This is a genomic window from Pseudomonas paraversuta (assembly GCF_904063065.1).
In the GTDB taxonomy this organism is placed as follows: Bacteria; Pseudomonadota; Gammaproteobacteria; order Pseudomonadales; family Pseudomonadaceae; genus Aquipseudomonas; species Aquipseudomonas paraversuta.
On record NZ_CAJFCL010000005.1, the window covers coordinates 360,522 to 377,937 of the forward strand.

Sequence of the window (17,416 nt, forward strand, 5' to 3'; positions counted from 1 at the left end):
AGTTCACCGCCTCAAGGTTGACCCAGCCAATGCCGCAGCAATGGGGGCCGCAGCATGAGAGCGAAGACTTATAATTACTCGTCCTTATTATCTGGCGGTGGGGCCCCATGAATTTCGTCAAACATGGCGCTTGTCACGGAAGCAGCATAAACAATGTATTTCATATCACTCTCTTTGCTACTGACTTCATAAATGTCACAAAGAAGGCTTCTGTTGTGCTTGGGTAACGCGACAGGCGACCAGGATGATAGGCTCTTGAAGTTGTACTCGGGGCCTTTGTACGTTAAAGACCTTATGCCGACTACGATGCGTTTATATTGCTGCCTGTCAGGTCTTTTGGAGGTTTGATAGTCGCCAATAAATGTGCCTAAAGAACCAGAGACAACATCTATGCACGCCTTGTCTAGCGCGGTTTCATAATCAGCCGCCGCATATGTTCCAACGCTGCCATGATTGGAATAGAATTTTTGTAGCGGCGACAATTTCTCTTCGGGATACTGGGGGGTATATTTATCACCCTCGAAATAGTATTCGATGTACCCTCGCGAAATATCGACCCTGTTATAGGTCTTTCTCTTTTCTATCACGTCTTCGAACGTGTACCAGCGCTGCTCAATTAGTCTGTGCTCGACTTCCAGTCCGCTCGCCAAAACCTTTAAAGAAAGCGCGGAGCCGAACAGGATAGATGCAATCACACTATTTTTCATGGGTTCACCTGAGGCAGGGTTTTTTAAATTTTTATTTATTTTAATCGGTGCGTGATAGAGGTGTAGATTTATCTAATGGACACATCAACATCATCAATTGAATGACCTCGCTTTTTATAAACATCCAATGACTTATGAGCGTGTGCGAGGGCATTGGGTGCCAGGGCCCGAGTGTTCAAATCACTCGGTCCAGAGCATGTTTTTCAATGATCAGGTCCAACTTCCGCGAGTCGGGCTTTTTCATGGGTGTGACTTTTGCGCCACCTCTGCGCGTTGATCCGGGCCTGTTCAGGTCACTCGGCCTTGGCACGCTTGATGTCACTTATGATTTGCCGCGCGATAGCCTGTACCTGCTCTTCGGTCATGGCCGACATGACGCCTTCCCAGGCTGAAGATGAAGTGTCGTAGGTCCGGGACCCGATCAACTGGCCTGACTTCAAGTCTGTAAAGTCTGCCGATGAGTTGATCCAGGCATTACCGACCATGACGCCGGCGCTATAACGCGCACCGGGTGTCAGGTAGCGAAAGTTGGTCACGTTGATCCTGAGCCCGATACCGTCTTTTTCCACAGGGTTCATTGGCTGGGGTTCGGCAAGGCCATAGCCGGCCTGGGTCGCTTCAACGTGCAGGGCCTGGCTCCATTCTTCCTTCAACCGCGGCCAGTCCTTGTTTTGCTCAACCCTGGTGTTGCCCTGGAGCTCGAGGATGATGTTGCGCTTGGCTGCTTCGCGGATTGCCAATGTGTCAGTGCCGCTGCTTTTTACAGTGGCAGCGCAGCCGCCCAGCATGGAAATGGCTACGCAGCAGGACAGGGCAAGCGAGAGTTTAGTCAGGTTCATTGAACTTCCATCTTCACAAAAAAAGTAAAAAGCTAATGGTTGCGCCGAGCCAGATCACCCGGCCCAAAGTGCGGTGTTGGTTGTTTTTTCATCAGACAGAGTATTCGCTGGCCATCATACCGCCATCATACCGCCATCATACCGCCATCACCCAATCTGACCATACCCTGGACGATGGTGTCTGCTGACGGCCCAGGGTTTAAATCAACAACACAGCATGTTCTGGCGTGGCGAGGTATTGTTCTGCAGTTTTGACTATTCAGCGAAAAGGATCAGTTGCATGTCTAACCGCCCAGGTTTTTTTCATCTGCTCGGCATTACTGCCCTCAGTCTGTTTATCGGTAGCGCCCAGGCCAGCACGGCTTCAGCGCCTCCCGAGTCGTTGCCGTTGTTGCTGGCAAGCATGAATGAGCGATTGAACATCGCAGACCAGGTTGCCCTGAGTAAGTGGGACAGTGGCAAGCCGGTGCAGGACGGTGCGCGCGAAGCGCAAGTCATTGGTAACGCCCGGGTACTGGCCACGGCCAGGCAATTGGACCCGGATGCTGTGGCCGAGCTGCTGGCTGCCCAGATCGAAGGCAACAAGCTGGTGCAGTATGGGTTGCTGGCCGAATGGCAAGCTGCCGGCAAGGCTCCGGACGTCCCGCGGGCTGATCTCTCGACGCAGATCCGGGCACAGCTGGATCAACTGCAAACCCGGCTGTTGCAGCACTACAGTGCCTTCTCCGCGTATCGCAATGCCCCGGACTGCAGCCGCTGGGTTGCTCAGGCGCGCAAAGGCCTGGCCAAGGATCAATTGCATGAACTGGCACTGATTCGGGCAACCGGGGATCTGTGCACCGCTGGTAAATGACACCAGGGTGACCGGGGGCTGGCGATACAGCCGGGGAGGGGCGGTGTCGGGTAGCGCCCGGTTGCGCGAAGTTGGCCAGCACGACTCAAATGCGTACAGCCTCTTCCCCTGACGCCAGAATATGAAACTCGGTATGGCTGAGTTTGTGGGCGTGGCCGCCACTGCTGACCTGGTAATGCCTGCTGCTCTGCGTACACCCGGCGTTTGCGCCATCCGCGCCGGTGGTCATGGTTTGGGTGGTCAGTTCCTCTATCTCGTATATACGGCCGGTACTGCTTCTGGCTTCGAACAGATCTGTTCGTACAATCCTTGTCTTGTCCATGACGCGTCCTTGGGTGTTGGTTCCGGGATCAGGCCCCAGGCAATGAACCGCTGCCTGGCACTGGACAAGCCCTTGTCCGCTGATAATCCCTGATCGTTTGCCACTGTGGATTCAATACCCGTTACCGGGCCTCGGCACAATTCGTGCTTTGGCATTAGTCGCAAGTGACAGGGGCAACCGGCAGCCGGATCAAGGCTGCGGCAGCAGTTCCTCAATCACCTGCAAACAATGATTGAGCCCGGGGGATACGTCGCCCACGCGCCGGCTGAGGATGATCGGTGAAGTCGCGTTGGCCTCCAGCAGCGGGGTAAAACCAATATCGTCGCGGTGCAACAATTGCACCGAGGCCGGTACCAGGGTTACGCCGATTCCCGCGCCCACCAGGCCGATGGCGGTTTGCAGTTCGTTGGTCCATTGCGCGACATGGATGTTCACGCCGTAGGAATCGAAGAGGGCAATCACGTGGTCGGCGTAGCTTGGCCGCGGATTGACCGGGTACAGCACAAACGGCTCGGCTGCCAGCTGGCGCAGACTGATGGGCCCTGCCAGCAGTCTGTGCCCGGCGGGGAGGGCAGCCACCAGGCGGTCTTCGGTGAGTATGCTCTGGACGATGGCCGGATCCTCGATGTGGATACGTCCGAAGCCGATGTCTATCCGGCCGGCCTTGAGTGCCTGTACCTGCTGCAGGGTGGTCATTTCCGAAAGCCCCAGTTCGAGCTCCACCGACTTGCCGCCGCGCAGGCGCCGAATCAGTTCCGGTAGCACGCCATACAGGGTCGATGGCGCAAAGCCGATACCCAGCCAGGTTTTTTCCCCGGAGCCGATGCGTTGAGTGTTGTCACAGACCTTGCTCAACTGTTCCAGCAGGGCCGTGCTGTGCTCGTAAAAAAAACGCCCGGCAGCGGTCAGCTTCAGCGGTCGGCCACGCTCCAGCAATAACACCCCCAACTCTTCTTCCAGCTGCTGGATCTGCCGGCTCAGGGGCGGTTGGGCAATATGCAGCAGCTCGGCGGCGCGGGTGAAGTTGAGCGTTTGAGCCAGTACCTGGAAATACCGCAGATGACGCAGTTCCATAGAAACTCCAGAGCAGGTCCCATACCTTAAAGGTATCAAGTCAGACCAATTCTATATTGGTATCGGGAAAAAAGCCGTACCAGAATCAGTCCCGGAATTTCAAGAATCTGACGGGTATAGACATGCTTGCAACAGCCATTGAATCGATCGAGACGGTAATTGTCGATTTGCCGACCATACGCCCGCACAAACTGGCGATGCACACCATGCAGAACCAGACTCTGGTGCTGATTCGTGTGCGCTGCGCCGATGGCATCGAGGGTATTGGCGAGTCCACCACCATCGGTGGCCTGGCCTACGGCAACGAAAGCCCGGACAGCATCAAAACCAACATCGACCGGCATTTCACGCCGTTGCTGCTGGGTCAGGACAGCAGCAACATCAATGCTGCCATGCTGAGGCTGGAACGCAGCATACGCGGCAACACCTTTGCCAAATCAGGTATTGAAACGGCACTGCTCGATGCCCAGGGCAAACGTCTGGGCCTGCCGGTCAGCGAACTGCTGGGCGGACGGGTGCGCAATTCACTGCCGGTGGCATGGACCCTGGCCAGCGGCGACACCGGCAAAGATATTGCCGAAGCCGAAAAAATGCTCGACCTGCGGCGCCACCGCATCTTCAAACTGAAAATCGGCGCCGGTGAAGTCAACCGCGATCTGGCCCACGTGATTGCCATCAAACAGGCCCTGGGCGATCGCGCCAGTGTGCGGGTCGATGTCAATCAGGCCTGGGACGAATCTGTGGCGTTGCGCGCCTGCACAATTCTGGGGAGCAATGGCATCGACCTGATCGAGCAGCCCATCTCGCGCAACAACCGCTCGGGTATGGTGCGCCTTAACAGCATGAGCCCGGCGCCGATCATGGCCGACGAATCCATCGAAAGCGTGGAAGATGCGTTCAACCTGGCGCGGGAAGGTGCTGCTTCGATTTTCGCCCTGAAAATCGCCAAGAACGGCGGCCCCCGTGCCGTCCTGCGCACCGCAAGCATTGCCGAGGCGGCGGGGATCAGCCTGTACGGTGGCACCATGCTGGAAGGCGGCATCGGCACCCTGGCCTCGGCCCATGCCTTTATTACCCTCAACAAGCTGGCCTGGGACACCGAACTGTTCGGGCCGTTGTTGCTGACCGAAGATATTCTCAGTGAGCCGCTGCTGTATCGCGACTTTGAGCTTCACGTTCCGCAAACCCCGGGCCTGGGCCTGACCCTCGATGAAGAGCGCCTGGCGTTTTTCCGTCGCGACAAAACCGCCACCGCCGTTTCTCAAGTCTAAGGAGAGCCTTATGTTGTTCCACGTAAAAATGACCGTGAACCTGCCGCTGGACATCAACCCCGAGGTGGCTGCCCGGCTCAAGGCGGACGAGAAGGCTCTGGCCCAGCGCCTGCAAGATCAGGGCAAGTGGCGTCACCTGTGGCGCATTGCCGGGCTCTATGCCAACTACAGCGTGTTCGATGTCGACAGCGTCCAGGAGTTGCACGACCTGCTGATGCAGTTGCCGCTGTACCCGTACATGGCTATCGAAGTCACTGCAATGTGTCGCCATCCTTCGTCCATCCGTGAGGACGACCGCTGAGTCCTGGGAACCCGGTCAGTTACGCCAATAATTACAAGATGAGGAACCACCATGAACGCCAAGATTTCCCATACTGCCAGCGCCCGTAAATTTCTCGACGAGGCCAGCGGTCTGCACAACGATGGGGGCGACCCGCGGGTCAAAGCCCTGATCAGCCGCATCCTGCGTGACTCAGTGAACATCATCGAAGACCTCGCCGTGACCCCGGAAGAGTTCTGGAAAGCCGTGAACTACCTGAACGTCCTGGGCTCGCGTCAGGAAGCCGGGCTGTTGGTGGCAGGCCTGGGGCTGGAGCATTACCTGGACCTGTTGATGGACGCCGAAGACGAGCAGGCCGGCAAGTCCGGCGGCACCCCGCGCACCATCGAAGGCCCGCTGTATGTAGCGGGCGCGCCACTGTCCAACTTCGAGGCGCGACTGGATGACGGCGTCGACCCGGGTGTTCAGCTATTCATGCAGGGCCAGGTGAAAAACACCGCTGGCGAGCCCCTTGCCGGTGCGGTGGTCGATGTGTGGCATGCCAACACGGGCGGCACCTATTCCTATTTCGATGCCAGTCAGTCGGAGTTCAACCTGCGTCGGCGAATCGTCACCGATGCCGAAGGCCGCTACCGTTTTCGCAGCATCGTGCCGTCAGGCTATGGCTGCCCGCCGGACGGTCCGACCCAGCAACTGCTCGATCAACTGGGCCGTCACGGGCAGCGCCCGGCGCATATCCACTTCTTTATTTCTGCTGCGGATCATCGTCACCTCACGACCCAGATCAACCTCGATGGCGACCAGTACCTGCATGACGACTTTGCCTACGCCACACGCGATGAACTGATCGCCAAAATCAGCTTCAGCGATGACCAGCAGCGCGCAGCCGAACATGGAGTGAGCGGCAAGTTTGCCGAAATCGAATTCGATTTCACCCTGCAGTCCTCTGCTCAGCCCCAGGAGCAGCAGCGTCAGGAGCGGGTTCGCGCGCTAGAGGACTGATCACCTCAAAAGTCCCCTGACTCTGTTCAGCATCTCGCAGAACCCTGAACCCGGTTCTGCCCTTTACCAGCCCAGGCGAACCCCCCGCGTTAGCACCGACACCCTCCAGGGTGTTGGTGTTGTAATCCGCTGCCAGGTACAGGCCCATCGTCGAAGACAATCGCGCCACCACCCCGACGCTGGCAAGCCAGGCTCCCACAGGCGATTTTCGGCACTGCGCAAAGGCTGCCACAGAAAACATGCACCCATGGCCATGCCTGTTGGCCAGGGCACACACACTCGCCTGGCCGGCGGCCCACCTGTTGGTTTACAGCGGTTTGAGAGCTTACTTATGATGAGCGACTTTTTTGGTATCCAGTTTCGTATAACGAAACAGCATCGAGAGGAAAACAATAATGAACTCCCGACAAGAACCGGTCGTTACCCTGGAAGTCCGCAATGATGGCGTGGCAGTGGTGCAGATCTCCCGTCCTGAAGCGAAGAACGCTCTCAACAGTGCCGTGCGCGAGCAATTGGCCGTGCATTTTCGTGCGCTGGCCAGCGATGTGCGGGTGCGCGCCATCGTCCTGACCGGTGGTGAGCAGTGCTTTGTTGCCGGGGCCGACATCCGCGAGTTCGCCCACGCCAGCGCCATCGAGATCTACCTCAGGCACACCGAATACCTTTGGGAGGCCATCAGTCGTTGTCCGAAGCCGATCATCGCTGCCGTCAACGGTTTTGCCCTGGGCGGTGGTTGTGAGCTGGCGATGCATTGCGACATCATCGTGGCCGGTGAGTCGGCGCGCTTCGGTCAGCCAGAGGTCAAGCTGGGCCTGATGCCGGGTGCCGGTGGTACCCAGCGCCTGATCCGTGCGGTCGGCAAGGTACAGGCCATGCGCATCGCGCTCACGGGCTGCCTGGTGCCTGCGCCGCAAGCGCTTGCCATAGGCATGGTCAGCGAGGTGGTGAGCGACGCTCAAACAGTGCCCCGGGCCCTTGAACTGGCCGCAGAAATCGCCGCATTGCCGCCACTGGCGGTGGCGCAGATCAAGGAAGTGATGCTGGCGGGCGCTGACATGTCGCTGGACAGCGCATTGATCCTGGAGCGCAAGGCGTTCCAGCTGTTGTTTGATTCAAAGGATCAAAAAGAGGGCGCCCACGCTTTTCTGGAAAAGCGTAAAGCCAACTTTATCGGCGAGTGAGGGACGCCTTCCACACCAACAGAAATGCGTACCAGGCCGTTTCGCACTCCGGTCTGCTGCACAACAGTACAGCCCGGCATGACTAAATGAGGGTTTGAGCCGTGTTGCCCGGCAGGCAGTCGCAATCAACTGCCCTTTGCAGTGCTGCCGTTATCAGCTACTGCCCATGCTTTTGGATAATGTCTGTTCCGCTGCCACGAATGCCGGCGTCTTGCCGGCATCGGCATAGACCTCTTCACCGTCTTCAACCCGGATCACTTCCGAGCCCTGTACATAGGGCATGGATTTCTCTGCTTCCATGACTGCTGAGTGCAGTAGCCCCTCAGTGATGGTCGCTTCATCCAGGCCATAGGCCTGGGCCAGCGCCTTGATTTTGATCAGGTCATGTTTATCCAGGGTCAGGGTGTATTCCACCCGTTCGCCGGTCTGTCTGGCTTTTGCTTCCCAGTTGTTGAGCAAGTGCTTGAAGGTGTCCATGAAATGCGCCCCGGTTGACTGTAGATGCATGCACTATCTGACTGTAGCCGGGGAATTAGGTTCGCTGGAGCAGCCAGTCCTGGTGGGAGCTGACTTGCCAGCGATGGAAGCCGCGACTTATTTCTGTTGCCGCTGGCATTCAGGCAAGCCGGACCGTTATTGTGCTGAATCCTTTTAGTCCCTTGCATGGATCTGTTGTGATGAACGCACCGCGTACTGCTGTGGGCCCGATCAAGGCCGTAATTTTTGATATGGACGGTTTGTTGCTGGATACCGAGGGTATCTACAGCGAAGTGACACAGATTATCGCCGCGCGCTACGGGCGCACCTATGGCTGGGAGATCAAGCAGCAAATCATCGGTCGCGGTGCCCGGGACCTGGCGGCCATTCTGGTCAAGGCCCTGGAGTTGCCGCTCACGGTGGACGAGTTTCTGCTCGTGCGCGAACCGCTGTTGAGCGAGCGTTTCCCCAAGGCCTTGGGCATGCCGGGGGCCGAAGCGCTGGTGCGGCACTTGCAGGCGCATAACATCCCGATTGCCGTGGGCACCAGTTCGTCGCGCCATTCCCTTGCGCACAAGACGACCTTGCACCGCGAATGGTTTGACTTGTTCGACACCATTGTTACCGCTGACGACCCTGAAGTCGGCGCCGCCAAACCTGCGCCCGACATCTTTCTGACGGCTGCCCGGCGTCTGGGCGTGGCACCCGAGGATTGCCTGGTGTTCGAGGATTCGCCCTTTGGCGTGACCGCCGCCAAGGCCGCCAACATGGCCGCTATTGCGGTGCCCGACGAGGCCATGGCCGACAGCAAATACCAGCACGCCGACCAGATTTTGCGCAAGCTGGCGGATGTTGATCTGGCCGCCTATGGTTTGCCGCCATTGCGCTGAGAATCAGGAGCCCGGGTGAATAATCCAGAATTGAATCACGACCTGTTCACGCCCTGGCTGGAGCAATGGCAACTGACCATCGAGGGTGAGGCCTTTGCTTCGCGCAATGGTTATTTGTTGCCTGTCAGCCAGGGCGGGCAGCCGGCCATGCTTAAAGTCTCGCAAGAGCCCGAAGAGCAGGCCGGTGCTCAGCTTATGGCCTGGTGGGCGGGGGAGGGAGCGGCTCCGGTGCTGGCCCATGACCATGAGGCGTTGCTGTTGCAGCGTGCCCAGGGCCGCGCCACGCTTGCGGGGATGGTCGCAGAAGGCGCCGATGATCAGGCCACGCACATTCTGTGCAGGGTTATCGGCCGTTTGCATAAACCGTCGCTAAAGCCGCTTCCGGCTCTGGTCCCGCTGCAACAGCGTTTCGAGTCGCTATGGGGCGCAGCGGCGGCCCACGGCGGCATTCTGCAGCTTTGCGCCGCCAGTGCCCGCGAACTGCTGGCCAGTCCCCGGGACGTCGGGGTGCTGCACGGCGATGTCCACCATGGCAACGTGCTCGATTTCGGCGCGGCCGGCTGGCTGGCCATCGACCCCAAGGGGCTCTACGGAGAACGCGGATTCGATTACGCCAACATTTTCTGCAACCCCGATCACCACAGTGCGCTGGCCCCAGGCCGCTTTGCCCGGCGTCTGGAAATCGTGGCAGCCGCCAGCGGTATTGATCGCAGCAGATTGTTGCGCTGGGTCCTTGCCTGGGCAGGGCTGTCCGCGAGCTGGATGCTTGAAGACCATGAAGATCCGGGTGGCGTGATGCAAGTGGCGAAACTGGCGGGATCGGCATTGGGCCTGATCGAGTGAGCCGTGGGCACCCTGCCTGTAACAGGCAGGGCGCCCACGGCGGTTATTTCAGATACCAGCCCCACGGCCGGTCATCGATGTACTCGGTCACCTGCTTGGTTTCCAGATAATTGTTCAGCCCCCACTGGCCGAGTTCGCGGCCAATGCCGCTGTGTTTCATGCCGCCCCACGGCGCTTCGACAAAGGTCGGTTGCGAGCAGTTGACCCAGACTATGCCCGCCCGTAACTGGTTGGCCACCCGGCTGGTGCGGTGCAGGTCGGCACTCATCACGGCAGCGGCGAGGCCGAAGCGGCTGGCATTGGCCATTTGCACGGCTTGCTCTTCGGTCTTGAAGCGCTTGATACATAACACCGGCCCGAACACTTCTTCACGCCACAGAATACTGTTATGCCCCGGTTCGTCGAAGATTGCCGGCTGGATGAAATAGCCCTCTTGCAGATGCCCGGGGCGCTGACCGCCAGTGAGCAGACGAGCGCCGCTGGCGAGCCCCTGATCGATGTAGCCCAGGACCTTGTCGTATTGGCCCTGACTCACCAGGGGGCCGAGCAACACCCCGGGTTGCAGACCGGGGCCGATGGTGATTTTTCGGGTTTCCTCCACCAGCCGCTCGATTAACCGCGCAGCGATGCTTTCCTGCACCAGCAGGCGTGAGGTGGCGCTGCACACCTGACCCTGATTCCAGAAAATACCGAACAGAATCCATTCCACGGCGGCATCGATATCGGCATCATCGAACACAATAAAGGCCGATTTACCGCCGAGCTCGAGGCTGATGTTTTTGATGCTACGGGCCGCCGCCGTCATGATTTTCGAGCCGGTGGGCACGCTGCCGGTGAAGGCCAGTTTGTCCACTGCCGGGTGCTCGGTGAGGGGGCTGCCGGCGTCAGTGCCAAGCCCGGTCACAATGTTCAGGACCCCGGCCGGCAGGCCGATACGGTCTGCGGCAGCGGCCAGTTCAAGGGCCGTGAGCGGAGTCAGTTCCGAGGGCTTGAGCACCAGGGTGGCGCCGGCGGCCAACGCCGGGGCCACCTTCCATGCCGCCATCAGCAACGGGTAGTTCCACGGGATGATTTGCCCGGCCACGCCAATCGGTTCATGGCGGATCCGGCAGCGAAAACGCGGGTCGGGCAATGGCAGCGGTTGATCCTGTTGCTGATCCAGTTCCCGGGCCAGCCCCGCGTAATAGCGAAAGCAGCCAATCGCATCGCCAACATCCCACTGGGCTTCGGGCAGCGGCTTGCCGTTATCGCGCACTTCCAGCTCGGCAAGTCCCTGCTGGTGGTGCTGCAGTTCATCGGCCAGGGCGTCGAGCCATTGCCCGCGCTCGGCGCCGCTGGTTTTGCCCCAGTCACTGTCGAACGCGCGGCGGGCTGCGCGCACGGCATGATCAATGTCTTCTTCAGTGCCGGCCGCGACCCGGTGAAAAACCTGGCCGGTGGCCGGATCGATGACGTCGAGCAAGCCCCCCAGGTCCGCACCCACCCATTCGCCGTTGATATAAAGCTGATCACGCATGCTGAGACTCCTGGCTGTTGGTACGGCGGCTTTGCAGATGACGGGAAGTGAACAGCAGCAACAGTGACAGGCAAATAATGACGGTCGAGACAGCGTTGATCTCCGGCGTCACGCCGCGGCGAATGGAGGAAAAGATGTAAATCGGCAAGGTGGTTTCGGAGCCGGCGACAAAGAAGGCGATGATGAAATCGTCGAAGCTGAAGGTGAATGCCAGCAGGAACCCGGCCATGATCGCCGGGCTGATCTGCGGCAGCGTGACCCGCCAGAACGTCTGCATCGGCGGCGCATACAGGTCGGCCGAGGCCTCCAGCAAGGCTTTGTCCAGGGAGTCGACGCGACTGCGCACAATCACCATGACCAGCGCCATGGTGAACAATGAGTGCGCCGCAATGACCGTGGCAAAGCCCATGTTCAGGCGCGGCGCGGCAGGTATCCAGCTGGCCAGCAACGGGTTGATGAAGTCGAACAGGCTGATGAAGGCAATCAGGGTCGAGATGCCGATGACGATCCCGGGAACGATGATCGCGCAATAGGTCAGGGCATCGAACATCAGCCGCACCCTGGGCCCGGCCCGTTGCAGGCCGAATACCGCCAGGGTACCGAACAGGGTGGCTATTACCGCGCTGGTCAAGGCAATGAATGCGCTATGGGCCAGCGCCTCCATGATGAACGGGTTGCCGAAGGCGCGACCGAACCATTGCACCGAGCAGCATTCGAATGCCAGGCCGCTGCGCCCGGCGTTAAAGCTGAACAGTACGATCAGGGCAATCGGCGCGTAGAGAAACAGATACAACGATGTCGAATAGCTGCGCAGCCACATGTCACACCCCCGAGTCGACAGGACGGCCGCCATAGCGCGCCACCAGTTTCAGATACACACCGATGATCACCAGCATCATCGCCACCAGAGTCATTGCCAGCGCACTGCCAAATGGCCAGTTGCGCGATTGCAGGAACAGGTCGACCAGCGCGTTGCCGAGAAAGAACACTTTGCCGCCGCCGAGAATGGCCGGGATCAGGAACTCGCCCATCAGCAGGATAAACACCAGCATCACCCCGGTAATCACCCCCGGTGCGCTCAGTGGCAGGGTGATGCGCCGAAAGCTTTCAAAGGCACTGGCACCCAGGTCGGCGGAGGCTTCCAGCAGGCGCTTGTCGAGTTTTTCCAGGCTGACATAGATCGGAAACACCATGAGCGGCAAGTAGCCGTAAACGATGCCGATCAGCACTGCCCACGGGGTGTTGATCAGGCGTACGTCTTCCAGGCCGAAACTGGCCAGCAGCGCCGGAATGCCTTTGCCGCTGAGGAGGAAGATCCAGGCATAGGTGCGGATCAGGAAACTGGTCCAGAACGGCACTATCACCAGGGTCAGCAGCAGCGAACGGTTCTTGCTCACCTTGAGCGCCAGAAAGTACGCCAGCGGGTAGGCCGCCACCAGGCACACCAGAGTGCCCAGTGGCGCCAGGATCAAGGTGTTGCTGAACGCGGCGGCCCGCGAACCGAGGTTCAGGTAGTTGTCCAGGGTGAAGCCGGCGGCATAGCCGCCCACGGCACTGCGTTCGCCGAAGCTGTAGACCAGAATGATCAGCAGCGGCATCAGCAGCAACAGCAGGAACCACAGGGTCGATGGCAACAGCATGAGCAGCGTCATCCGCCGGCCGAGGCTGCGCCGCTGGCGTGCCCCGACTGACAGGGCTGTGCCCGGCTGTACCGATTGCGGGTGGGCGGCGGCGTTCATGGGGGGCTCCTCAATGGCCATGGCAAAGCATCAGGCGGACTTGAAACGGGCCATCAGTTCAGCCCGTGCCGGACTGGTGAGTGTGGCGGCGGCACCGAACTCCAGCGGGCTCAGGGCTTCGGCGGCCGGGTACATGATCGGGTCTTCAAGCAGGGCCACCGGCAGCAGGGCGTCGACCCGCTTGTCACCACTGGGGTAGCCGTGGCTCAAGACTTCGAGCTTGTTGTGCTGAGGGTCGAGCAGGTAGTTGATAAAGGCGTAGGCAGCGTCCTTGTGCTCGGAGCTTTTGGGGATCGCGAAGAAGTCGCTCCACAGTTCGCCTCCTTCCTTGCCCAGCTCGTATTGCATCTGCGGCAGGTCGCGATGCAGCTGCGAGGCGTCACCGGTCCAGGACATCGCCAGCCAGGCATCGCCGCTGCGCATCGATGGCTGGATATCGGAGTTGATGGCAAACAGGTGCGGCTTGACTTCGATCAGCAGTTTCTCGGCATCTGCCAGCTCTTTCGGGTCCAGAGAGTTGAAGCTGTAGCCGAAGCTTTTGAGGGCGTTGCCAATGGCGGTCAGTTGGTAGTCGTGGACCATGGTGCGGCCGCTGGCGGGACCCTGGGCGGCGGCCCAGAACGCTTTCCAGCTGGCGGGGCCGTCCTTGAGTTTTTCGCTGTCGTAGAGCATCCCGGTGGTGCCCCAGTTTTTCGGCACCGCGTAAACCTTGCCGTCCACCGTGCCCTGGGCCATGAACTTTTGCTGGAAGGCCGAGGCATCGAAATTGGGCAGGCGCGCCAGGTCCAGAGGTTCGATCAGGCCCAGGCCGACGTAGGTGCTGATGGTGTAGTTGGTGGGCACCAGTACGTCCCAGCCACTGCCGCCGGCTTGCAGCTTGGCGAGCATTTCTTCGTTGGATCCGAACACGCTCATGGACACCCGTGCGCCGCTGGTTTTGCCGAAGTCGTCAAGATTTTCCTGGCTGTGATAGTTCGGCCAGGTGGCCAGTGCCAGGCGATCGCTCGACAGTTTTTGCTCGCCCGCCTGGGCGCTGGACATCAGCAGGCCGGGCATGTTGCTGGCGACCACGGCCGCGGCAACCCCCAGGCCGGTGCGTCCCAGGAAGTCGCGCCGGCTGATCGAGCCGTTCTGCCAGCTGCGCAGGTTTTTGATAAATGTCTTCTGGTCCATAACGCGCTCCACATTCGGTTGTTGAAACGAATCGTTGATTTACAACGCCATGGCCAGGCCGTTGGCGTGATCCCAGCCGACACTCACGGCTGCGCCGTGTTCGAAGGCATTGGCCGGGTGATCCTGCTGGCGTGGGACACGCACGCAAATCACCCCGAAGGCCTGGGTGCGCACGCGATATTCGGTGCAGTTGCCCAGATAGATGCGGTCTTCCACGCGGCCTGGCAGCTTCACTTCGCGAAGCATGTCGGCGTTGGCGCCGGCAATGCTGATCAGCTCCGGGCGCACGGCGATGCATCCCGGGGCATCGGCGCTCAAGGTTTTGCCGGTGGGGGTCAGCGGGCTTTCAAGCTCCAGCCCCTGCTCGGTGCGCAGCACCACCGAGTTGCCCTGCAGCTGGCGCACCGTGCCGTTGAACAGGTTGGACTCGCCAATGAAATCGGCCACGTAGCGGCTGGCCGGGGCTTCGTAGAGTTGCTCCGGGGTGGCGGTCTGAATGATCGAGCCGTTGTGCATCACGCTGATGCTGTCACTCATCGACAAGGCTTCTTCCTGGTCATGGGTGACCAGTACGAAGGTGATGCCGACCTCCCGTTGCAGGCGCAGCAACTCGGACTGCATCTCCTTGCGCAACTTGCGATCCAGGGCTGCCAGCGGCTCATCCAGCAGCAATACCGTGGGTTTGTTGACCAGCGCCCGGGCCAGGGCCACGCGCTGTTGCTGGCCGCCGGACAGCTCGCTGGGCTTGCGCTGGCCGAAGCCGCTCAGGCGCACCATCTCCAGGGCCTCGTCGGCCATGCGCAGCTGGGTTTTTTTGTCCGGCCGCGGGTTGCGGTAGCGCAGGCCGTAGGCGATGTTTTGCGCCACGGTCAAATGCGGGAACAGTGCGTAATGCTGAAACACCATATTCACCGGTCGTTCGAATGCAGGCACGCCGGCCACGTTTTTGCCCGCCAGCAACACTTCGCCGCTGCTGGGTTGTTCGAAGCCGGCGATCATGCGCAGGGTGGTGGTTTTGCCGCAGCCGGAGCCGCCGAGGAAAGAATGAAATGAGCCACGGCGCACGGCGAAGTTCAGCCCGTTAACGGCTGATACCTCGCCGTAGCGTTTGACCACATTGCAGAATTCGATGTCGCTTGGCGGGTTGTCGTTCACGGTCCGGCTCCCTTGCAGTGATGAATCAGCGCGTCGGGGGCCAAACTAGCAATCGGGGTTTTGCGCTGTATATATCCCTTGGGGGATAGAGTCGTTATCAGGTGTCAGGGCTCGACAACCAGCTCCTGGCCGGTGAGGTCGCGGATAAACAGCCCGAGCAATTCCGACTGGCTGCCTATGCCCAGTTTGGCGTAGATGTTCTTGCGGTGAATCTTCACCGTGCCGGGGCTGATGCCCAGTTGCTCGGCCACCGAGGCGCTGGAATGGCCGCGCAGCAGCAGTTGCACGATTTCCTGCTCGCGCACGGTGAGGATGTGGGCGCCAAAGTGATCGAAGACCTCGCGGATCTTGAAGTCCAGATCCTGGGCCGGGCGCGGCTGCTCGGTCTGGCGCAAGCGCCAGGCTTCATTGATCACCTGCTCGACCACCGCTTGTGCGCACTCGATCAACTGCATTTCATCGCGACTGAAGGCGCAACTGGCGGTGCTGCGCATCAGTGACAGCACGGCCATGGCGCCTGCGCCCAGGTCGACGAAAAAGGCCACTTCCTCGGCCAGTCCGGTTTGCTGGTAGTAGGTCAGGTAGTACTCGCCGAGATAGAAATGGTCGGGTGCAAACTGGCGCAGGCGCCATAGCCCCGGTGGTTGCGCGCGGGTGCAGGCCAGGTAGAAAGGGTCCAGCAAGTAAGGCCCGCACTGATAGTCATCGACATACACCGCACGCTTGTCCGCCGAGAAGGTATCGAACAGGGCCAGCGGCCGGTGATTGCCTTCGTAGACGAACAGAACAAAGTGATCGATCGGGCAGACCTGCCTTAGCCAGTGGCTCAAGCCCGCCAGTCGCCCGTGCCCGGCAGGCAAGGCCAGCAGATGGGCGACACCGGTGGTCCAGAGTTTCAGTTCCTTGGGGCGCATGGCGGATTCAGGCAAGAAGGGTCGAATTTGAATGCACGAATTACGCCACGGGGAGCCGGACCTTGCCGGGCAGGGGGGCGGGAGGAATGGGCCAGGCATGGGCGCACAGTAAAAGGGCAGGGGTGTTACTGAGCGCTACACAATAGCCCGCAGGCGCTGTCGGATGATCAGCGCCAGGAGGAGGCCGACCGGTTACTGGCAGGGGTTATTGAAGTGCTGCTTCGAACAAGACTTCAGGTGAGTGGCTAAACGCCGGAACCAGGTTTGATCCTGGCCCCGGCGGTTTAATTAGCAGCCCATCAGGGGCGCCATAAAAGTTTCGCAATGGCAGTCGAGATAGAGCCGAAACAGACCTGAGTCACTCTGCTGGAGTTAACTCAGGTACAGCACTACAGAATCCGGCACCTCTGGGTTCTCTGCCTTATCGTGGCCTCCTGGGGAGGCGAGGCAGGCCGCTGCGCCGTGCGAGAATGAAGCCATTGATAATCAGCTTCGGCCAATTCCTGCAGTGGGCTCATCAGCCTTGGTCGACCATGTCGGGCTATATGGTCCGTATAGCGGTCTAATTCCCTTCTGCTGACGATCCTCAAGGCACTTGGGTTGCTGATTCCGGCTTCCCCCAGCTGCCAGGGGTAATAGTGGGGATGAGTGCCGGATACGATTTGTCTGACTTCTCTGATGTAGGCCGGGTTGTGATCTAGAAACCCTCCGTTAGCCAGATAGAGGTTCCCGTCAGAGATTACGCTCACGGGAGCTGCAGACGGAAGTTCCAGGGGCCTGCTATAAACGGCGCGCCTGTTAGCCGAATTGGTTTGCCCTAAACTTTGCAAATCACTACGGGACAAGTGCGGCAAAAAGCTATTCCGGATCGGTGTTTGTTCCAGCAAATAGGACAGATCCATGTCGCGCATGGGTGTCACTCGCTGGGTTCCCCCGGGTAATGCACGGCGGCCTCTCGTAGCCCCCCCTGCATGTTGCAGTTTGTGCTGCCAGCTGCCTACGAACTTGCCTGCACTCTTCACTCCCTTGGCCGCAGCCCCGGCCATAGACGGGGCCGCCGAGGCCAGCCCGGTTGCCATGCCCACCCAGCCCAGAATCCGCCCGGCGTTTTCATTGCCGGTGGCCAGCAAGGCTATCGAGGCCACATCCGCTGCCAGCGACACCACACTCAAGGTCGCGG

At 59.8% G+C, this 17,416-nt stretch carries 18 protein-coding genes; 7 read left to right on the forward strand and 11 right to left on the reverse strand.

The annotated features are described in order from the left end of the window. Positions 1 to 74 precede the first annotated feature (74 nt). Complete coding sequence (locus JQ845_RS13130) at positions 75 to 707, reverse strand: hypothetical protein (protein ID WP_203009125.1); 633 nt, start codon at positions 705 to 707, stop codon at positions 75 to 77. Positions 708 to 1,000: 293 nt separating this feature from the next. Beyond that, positions 1,001 to 1,546, reverse strand: a complete 546-nt coding sequence (locus tag JQ845_RS13135; RefSeq protein WP_203009126.1) for a DUF4410 domain-containing protein — start codon at positions 1,544 to 1,546, stop codon at positions 1,001 to 1,003. A gap of 280 nt (positions 1,547 to 1,826) precedes the next feature. Between JQ845_RS13135 and JQ845_RS13140 the strand changes: the two genes are divergently transcribed. After that, a complete protein-coding gene (locus JQ845_RS13140; RefSeq protein ID WP_003442337.1) occupies positions 1,827 to 2,399 on the forward strand; it encodes a chorismate mutase in 573 nt (190 codons plus the stop codon). Between the two features lie 85 nt (positions 2,400 to 2,484). Here the strand turns inward: JQ845_RS13140 and JQ845_RS13145 are convergent, their stop codons facing one another. Both JQ845_RS13145 and JQ845_RS13150 read right to left on the reverse strand, forming a co-directional pair. Next, positions 2,485 to 2,721 carry a hypothetical protein gene (locus JQ845_RS13145; RefSeq protein WP_203009127.1) on the reverse strand — a complete coding sequence of 79 codons (237 nt, stop codon included), beginning with the start codon at positions 2,719 to 2,721 and terminating at the stop codon, positions 2,485 to 2,487. 189 nt (positions 2,722 to 2,910) lie between these two features. Next, positions 2,911 to 3,795 (reverse strand): LysR family transcriptional regulator, encoded by an 885-nt coding sequence (locus tag JQ845_RS13150; RefSeq protein ID WP_003442340.1) that lies wholly within the window; start codon positions 3,793 to 3,795, stop codon positions 2,911 to 2,913. Between the two features lie 122 nt (positions 3,796 to 3,917). Between JQ845_RS13150 and JQ845_RS13155 the strand changes: the two genes are divergently transcribed. The 4 genes from JQ845_RS13155 (at position 3,918) to JQ845_RS13170 (ending at position 7,529) form a co-directional block, all read left to right on the forward strand. Then, complete coding sequence (locus tag JQ845_RS13155) at positions 3,918 to 5,066, forward strand: muconate cycloisomerase family protein (RefSeq protein WP_003442342.1); 1,149 nt, start codon at positions 3,918 to 3,920, stop codon at positions 5,064 to 5,066. A gap of 10 nt (positions 5,067 to 5,076) precedes the next feature. Continuing rightward, on the forward strand, positions 5,077 to 5,367 hold the full coding sequence (gene catC, locus JQ845_RS13160) for a muconolactone Delta-isomerase (protein WP_003442344.1): 291 nt from the start codon (positions 5,077 to 5,079) through the stop codon (positions 5,365 to 5,367). Between the two features lie 51 nt (positions 5,368 to 5,418). Continuing rightward, positions 5,419 to 6,348 (forward strand): catechol 1,2-dioxygenase, encoded by a 930-nt coding sequence (catA, locus tag JQ845_RS13165; protein ID WP_003442346.1) that lies wholly within the window; start codon positions 5,419 to 5,421, stop codon positions 6,346 to 6,348. A gap of 395 nt (positions 6,349 to 6,743) precedes the next feature. After that, entirely contained in the window at positions 6,744 to 7,529 is a 786-nt protein-coding gene (locus JQ845_RS13170; RefSeq protein ID WP_010656331.1) for an enoyl-CoA hydratase, read from the forward strand. A 153-nt stretch (positions 7,530 to 7,682) separates the two neighbouring features. Here the strand turns inward: JQ845_RS13170 and JQ845_RS13175 are convergent, their stop codons facing one another. Next, positions 7,683 to 8,036 carry a hypothetical protein gene (locus tag JQ845_RS13175; protein WP_232286852.1) on the reverse strand — a complete coding sequence of 118 codons (354 nt, stop codon included), beginning with the start codon at positions 8,034 to 8,036 and terminating at the stop codon, positions 7,683 to 7,685. 170 nt (positions 8,037 to 8,206) lie between these two features. On the opposite strand from JQ845_RS13175, the gene JQ845_RS13180 reads away from it, so the two are divergent. Beyond that, the gene (locus JQ845_RS13180; RefSeq protein ID WP_003442351.1) at positions 8,207 to 8,896 is read left to right on the forward strand and encodes an HAD-IA family hydrolase; all 690 of its coding nucleotides are present in this window, start codon (positions 8,207 to 8,209) and stop codon (positions 8,894 to 8,896) included. 15 nt (positions 8,897 to 8,911) lie between these two features. After that, positions 8,912 to 9,739 (forward strand): aminoglycoside phosphotransferase family protein, encoded by an 828-nt coding sequence (locus JQ845_RS13185; RefSeq protein WP_203009128.1) that lies wholly within the window; start codon positions 8,912 to 8,914, stop codon positions 9,737 to 9,739. 43 nt (positions 9,740 to 9,782) lie between these two features. Here the strand turns inward: JQ845_RS13185 and JQ845_RS13190 are convergent, their stop codons facing one another. The 6 genes from JQ845_RS13190 to JQ845_RS13215 all read right to left on the reverse strand — a co-directional run bounded on the left by JQ845_RS13190 (position 9,783) and on the right by JQ845_RS13215 (position 16,236). Then, positions 9,783 to 11,255: an aldehyde dehydrogenase family protein gene (locus tag JQ845_RS13190; protein ID WP_161718994.1), complete on the reverse strand. Its 1,473-nt coding sequence runs from the start codon at positions 11,253 to 11,255 to the stop codon at positions 9,783 to 9,785. Continuing rightward, a complete protein-coding gene (locus JQ845_RS13195; RefSeq protein WP_003442357.1) occupies positions 11,248 to 12,075 on the reverse strand; it encodes an ABC transporter permease in 828 nt (275 codons plus the stop codon). The genes JQ845_RS13190 and JQ845_RS13195 overlap by 8 nt, the downstream gene beginning before the upstream one ends. Position 12,076: 1 nt before the next feature. Continuing rightward, entirely contained in the window at positions 12,077 to 12,994 is a 918-nt protein-coding gene (locus JQ845_RS13200) for an ABC transporter permease (RefSeq protein ID WP_003442359.1), read from the reverse strand. A gap of 30 nt (positions 12,995 to 13,024) precedes the next feature. Further along, positions 13,025 to 14,167 carry an ABC transporter substrate-binding protein gene (locus JQ845_RS13205; protein ID WP_003442367.1) on the reverse strand — a complete coding sequence of 381 codons (1,143 nt, stop codon included), beginning with the start codon at positions 14,165 to 14,167 and terminating at the stop codon, positions 13,025 to 13,027. 39 nt (positions 14,168 to 14,206) lie between these two features. Beyond that, positions 14,207 to 15,322, reverse strand: a complete 1,116-nt coding sequence (locus JQ845_RS13210; protein WP_003442368.1) for an ABC transporter ATP-binding protein — start codon at positions 15,320 to 15,322, stop codon at positions 14,207 to 14,209. Between the two features lie 104 nt (positions 15,323 to 15,426). Next, on the reverse strand, positions 15,427 to 16,236 hold the full coding sequence (locus JQ845_RS13215; RefSeq protein ID WP_010656326.1) for a helix-turn-helix transcriptional regulator: 810 nt from the start codon (positions 16,234 to 16,236) through the stop codon (positions 15,427 to 15,429). Positions 16,237 to 17,416: the final 1,180 nt, after the last annotated feature.

Bases quoted from the DNA above. Each gene is read 5' to 3' on its own strand.
- JQ845_RS13130 (WP_203009125.1), bottom strand. From the start codon at position 707: ATGAAAAATAGTGTGATTGCATCTATCCTGTTCGGCTCCGCGCTTTCT.
- JQ845_RS13135 (WP_203009126.1), bottom strand. From the start codon at position 1,546: ATGAACCTGACTAAACTCTCGCTTGCCCTGTCCTGCTGCGTAGCCATT.
- JQ845_RS13140 (WP_003442337.1), top strand. From the start codon at position 1,827: ATGTCTAACCGCCCAGGTTTTTTTCATCTGCTCGGCATTACTGCCCTC.
- JQ845_RS13145 (WP_203009127.1), bottom strand. From the start codon at position 2,721: ATGGACAAGACAAGGATTGTACGAACAGATCTGTTCGAAGCCAGAAGC.
- JQ845_RS13150 (WP_003442340.1), bottom strand. From the start codon at position 3,795: ATGGAACTGCGTCATCTGCGGTATTTCCAGGTACTGGCTCAAACGCTC.
- JQ845_RS13155 (WP_003442342.1), top strand. From the start codon at position 3,918: ATGCTTGCAACAGCCATTGAATCGATCGAGACGGTAATTGTCGATTTG.
- catC (WP_003442344.1), top strand. From the start codon at position 5,077: ATGTTGTTCCACGTAAAAATGACCGTGAACCTGCCGCTGGACATCAAC.
- catA (WP_003442346.1), top strand. From the start codon at position 5,419: ATGAACGCCAAGATTTCCCATACTGCCAGCGCCCGTAAATTTCTCGAC.
- JQ845_RS13170 (WP_010656331.1), top strand. From the start codon at position 6,744: ATGAACTCCCGACAAGAACCGGTCGTTACCCTGGAAGTCCGCAATGAT.
- JQ845_RS13175 (WP_232286852.1), bottom strand. From the start codon at position 8,036: ATGCATCTACAGTCAACCGGGGCGCATTTCATGGACACCTTCAAGCAC.
- JQ845_RS13180 (WP_003442351.1), top strand. From the start codon at position 8,207: ATGAACGCACCGCGTACTGCTGTGGGCCCGATCAAGGCCGTAATTTTT.
- JQ845_RS13190 (WP_161718994.1), bottom strand. From the start codon at position 11,255: ATGCGTGATCAGCTTTATATCAACGGCGAATGGGTGGGTGCGGACCTG.
- JQ845_RS13195 (WP_003442357.1), bottom strand. From the start codon at position 12,075: ATGTGGCTGCGCAGCTATTCGACATCGTTGTATCTGTTTCTCTACGCG.
- JQ845_RS13200 (WP_003442359.1), bottom strand. From the start codon at position 12,994: ATGAACGCCGCCGCCCACCCGCAATCGGTACAGCCGGGCACAGCCCTG.
- JQ845_RS13205 (WP_003442367.1), bottom strand. From the start codon at position 14,167: ATGGACCAGAAGACATTTATCAAAAACCTGCGCAGCTGGCAGAACGGC.
- JQ845_RS13215 (WP_010656326.1), bottom strand. From the start codon at position 16,236: ATGCGCCCCAAGGAACTGAAACTCTGGACCACCGGTGTCGCCCATCTG.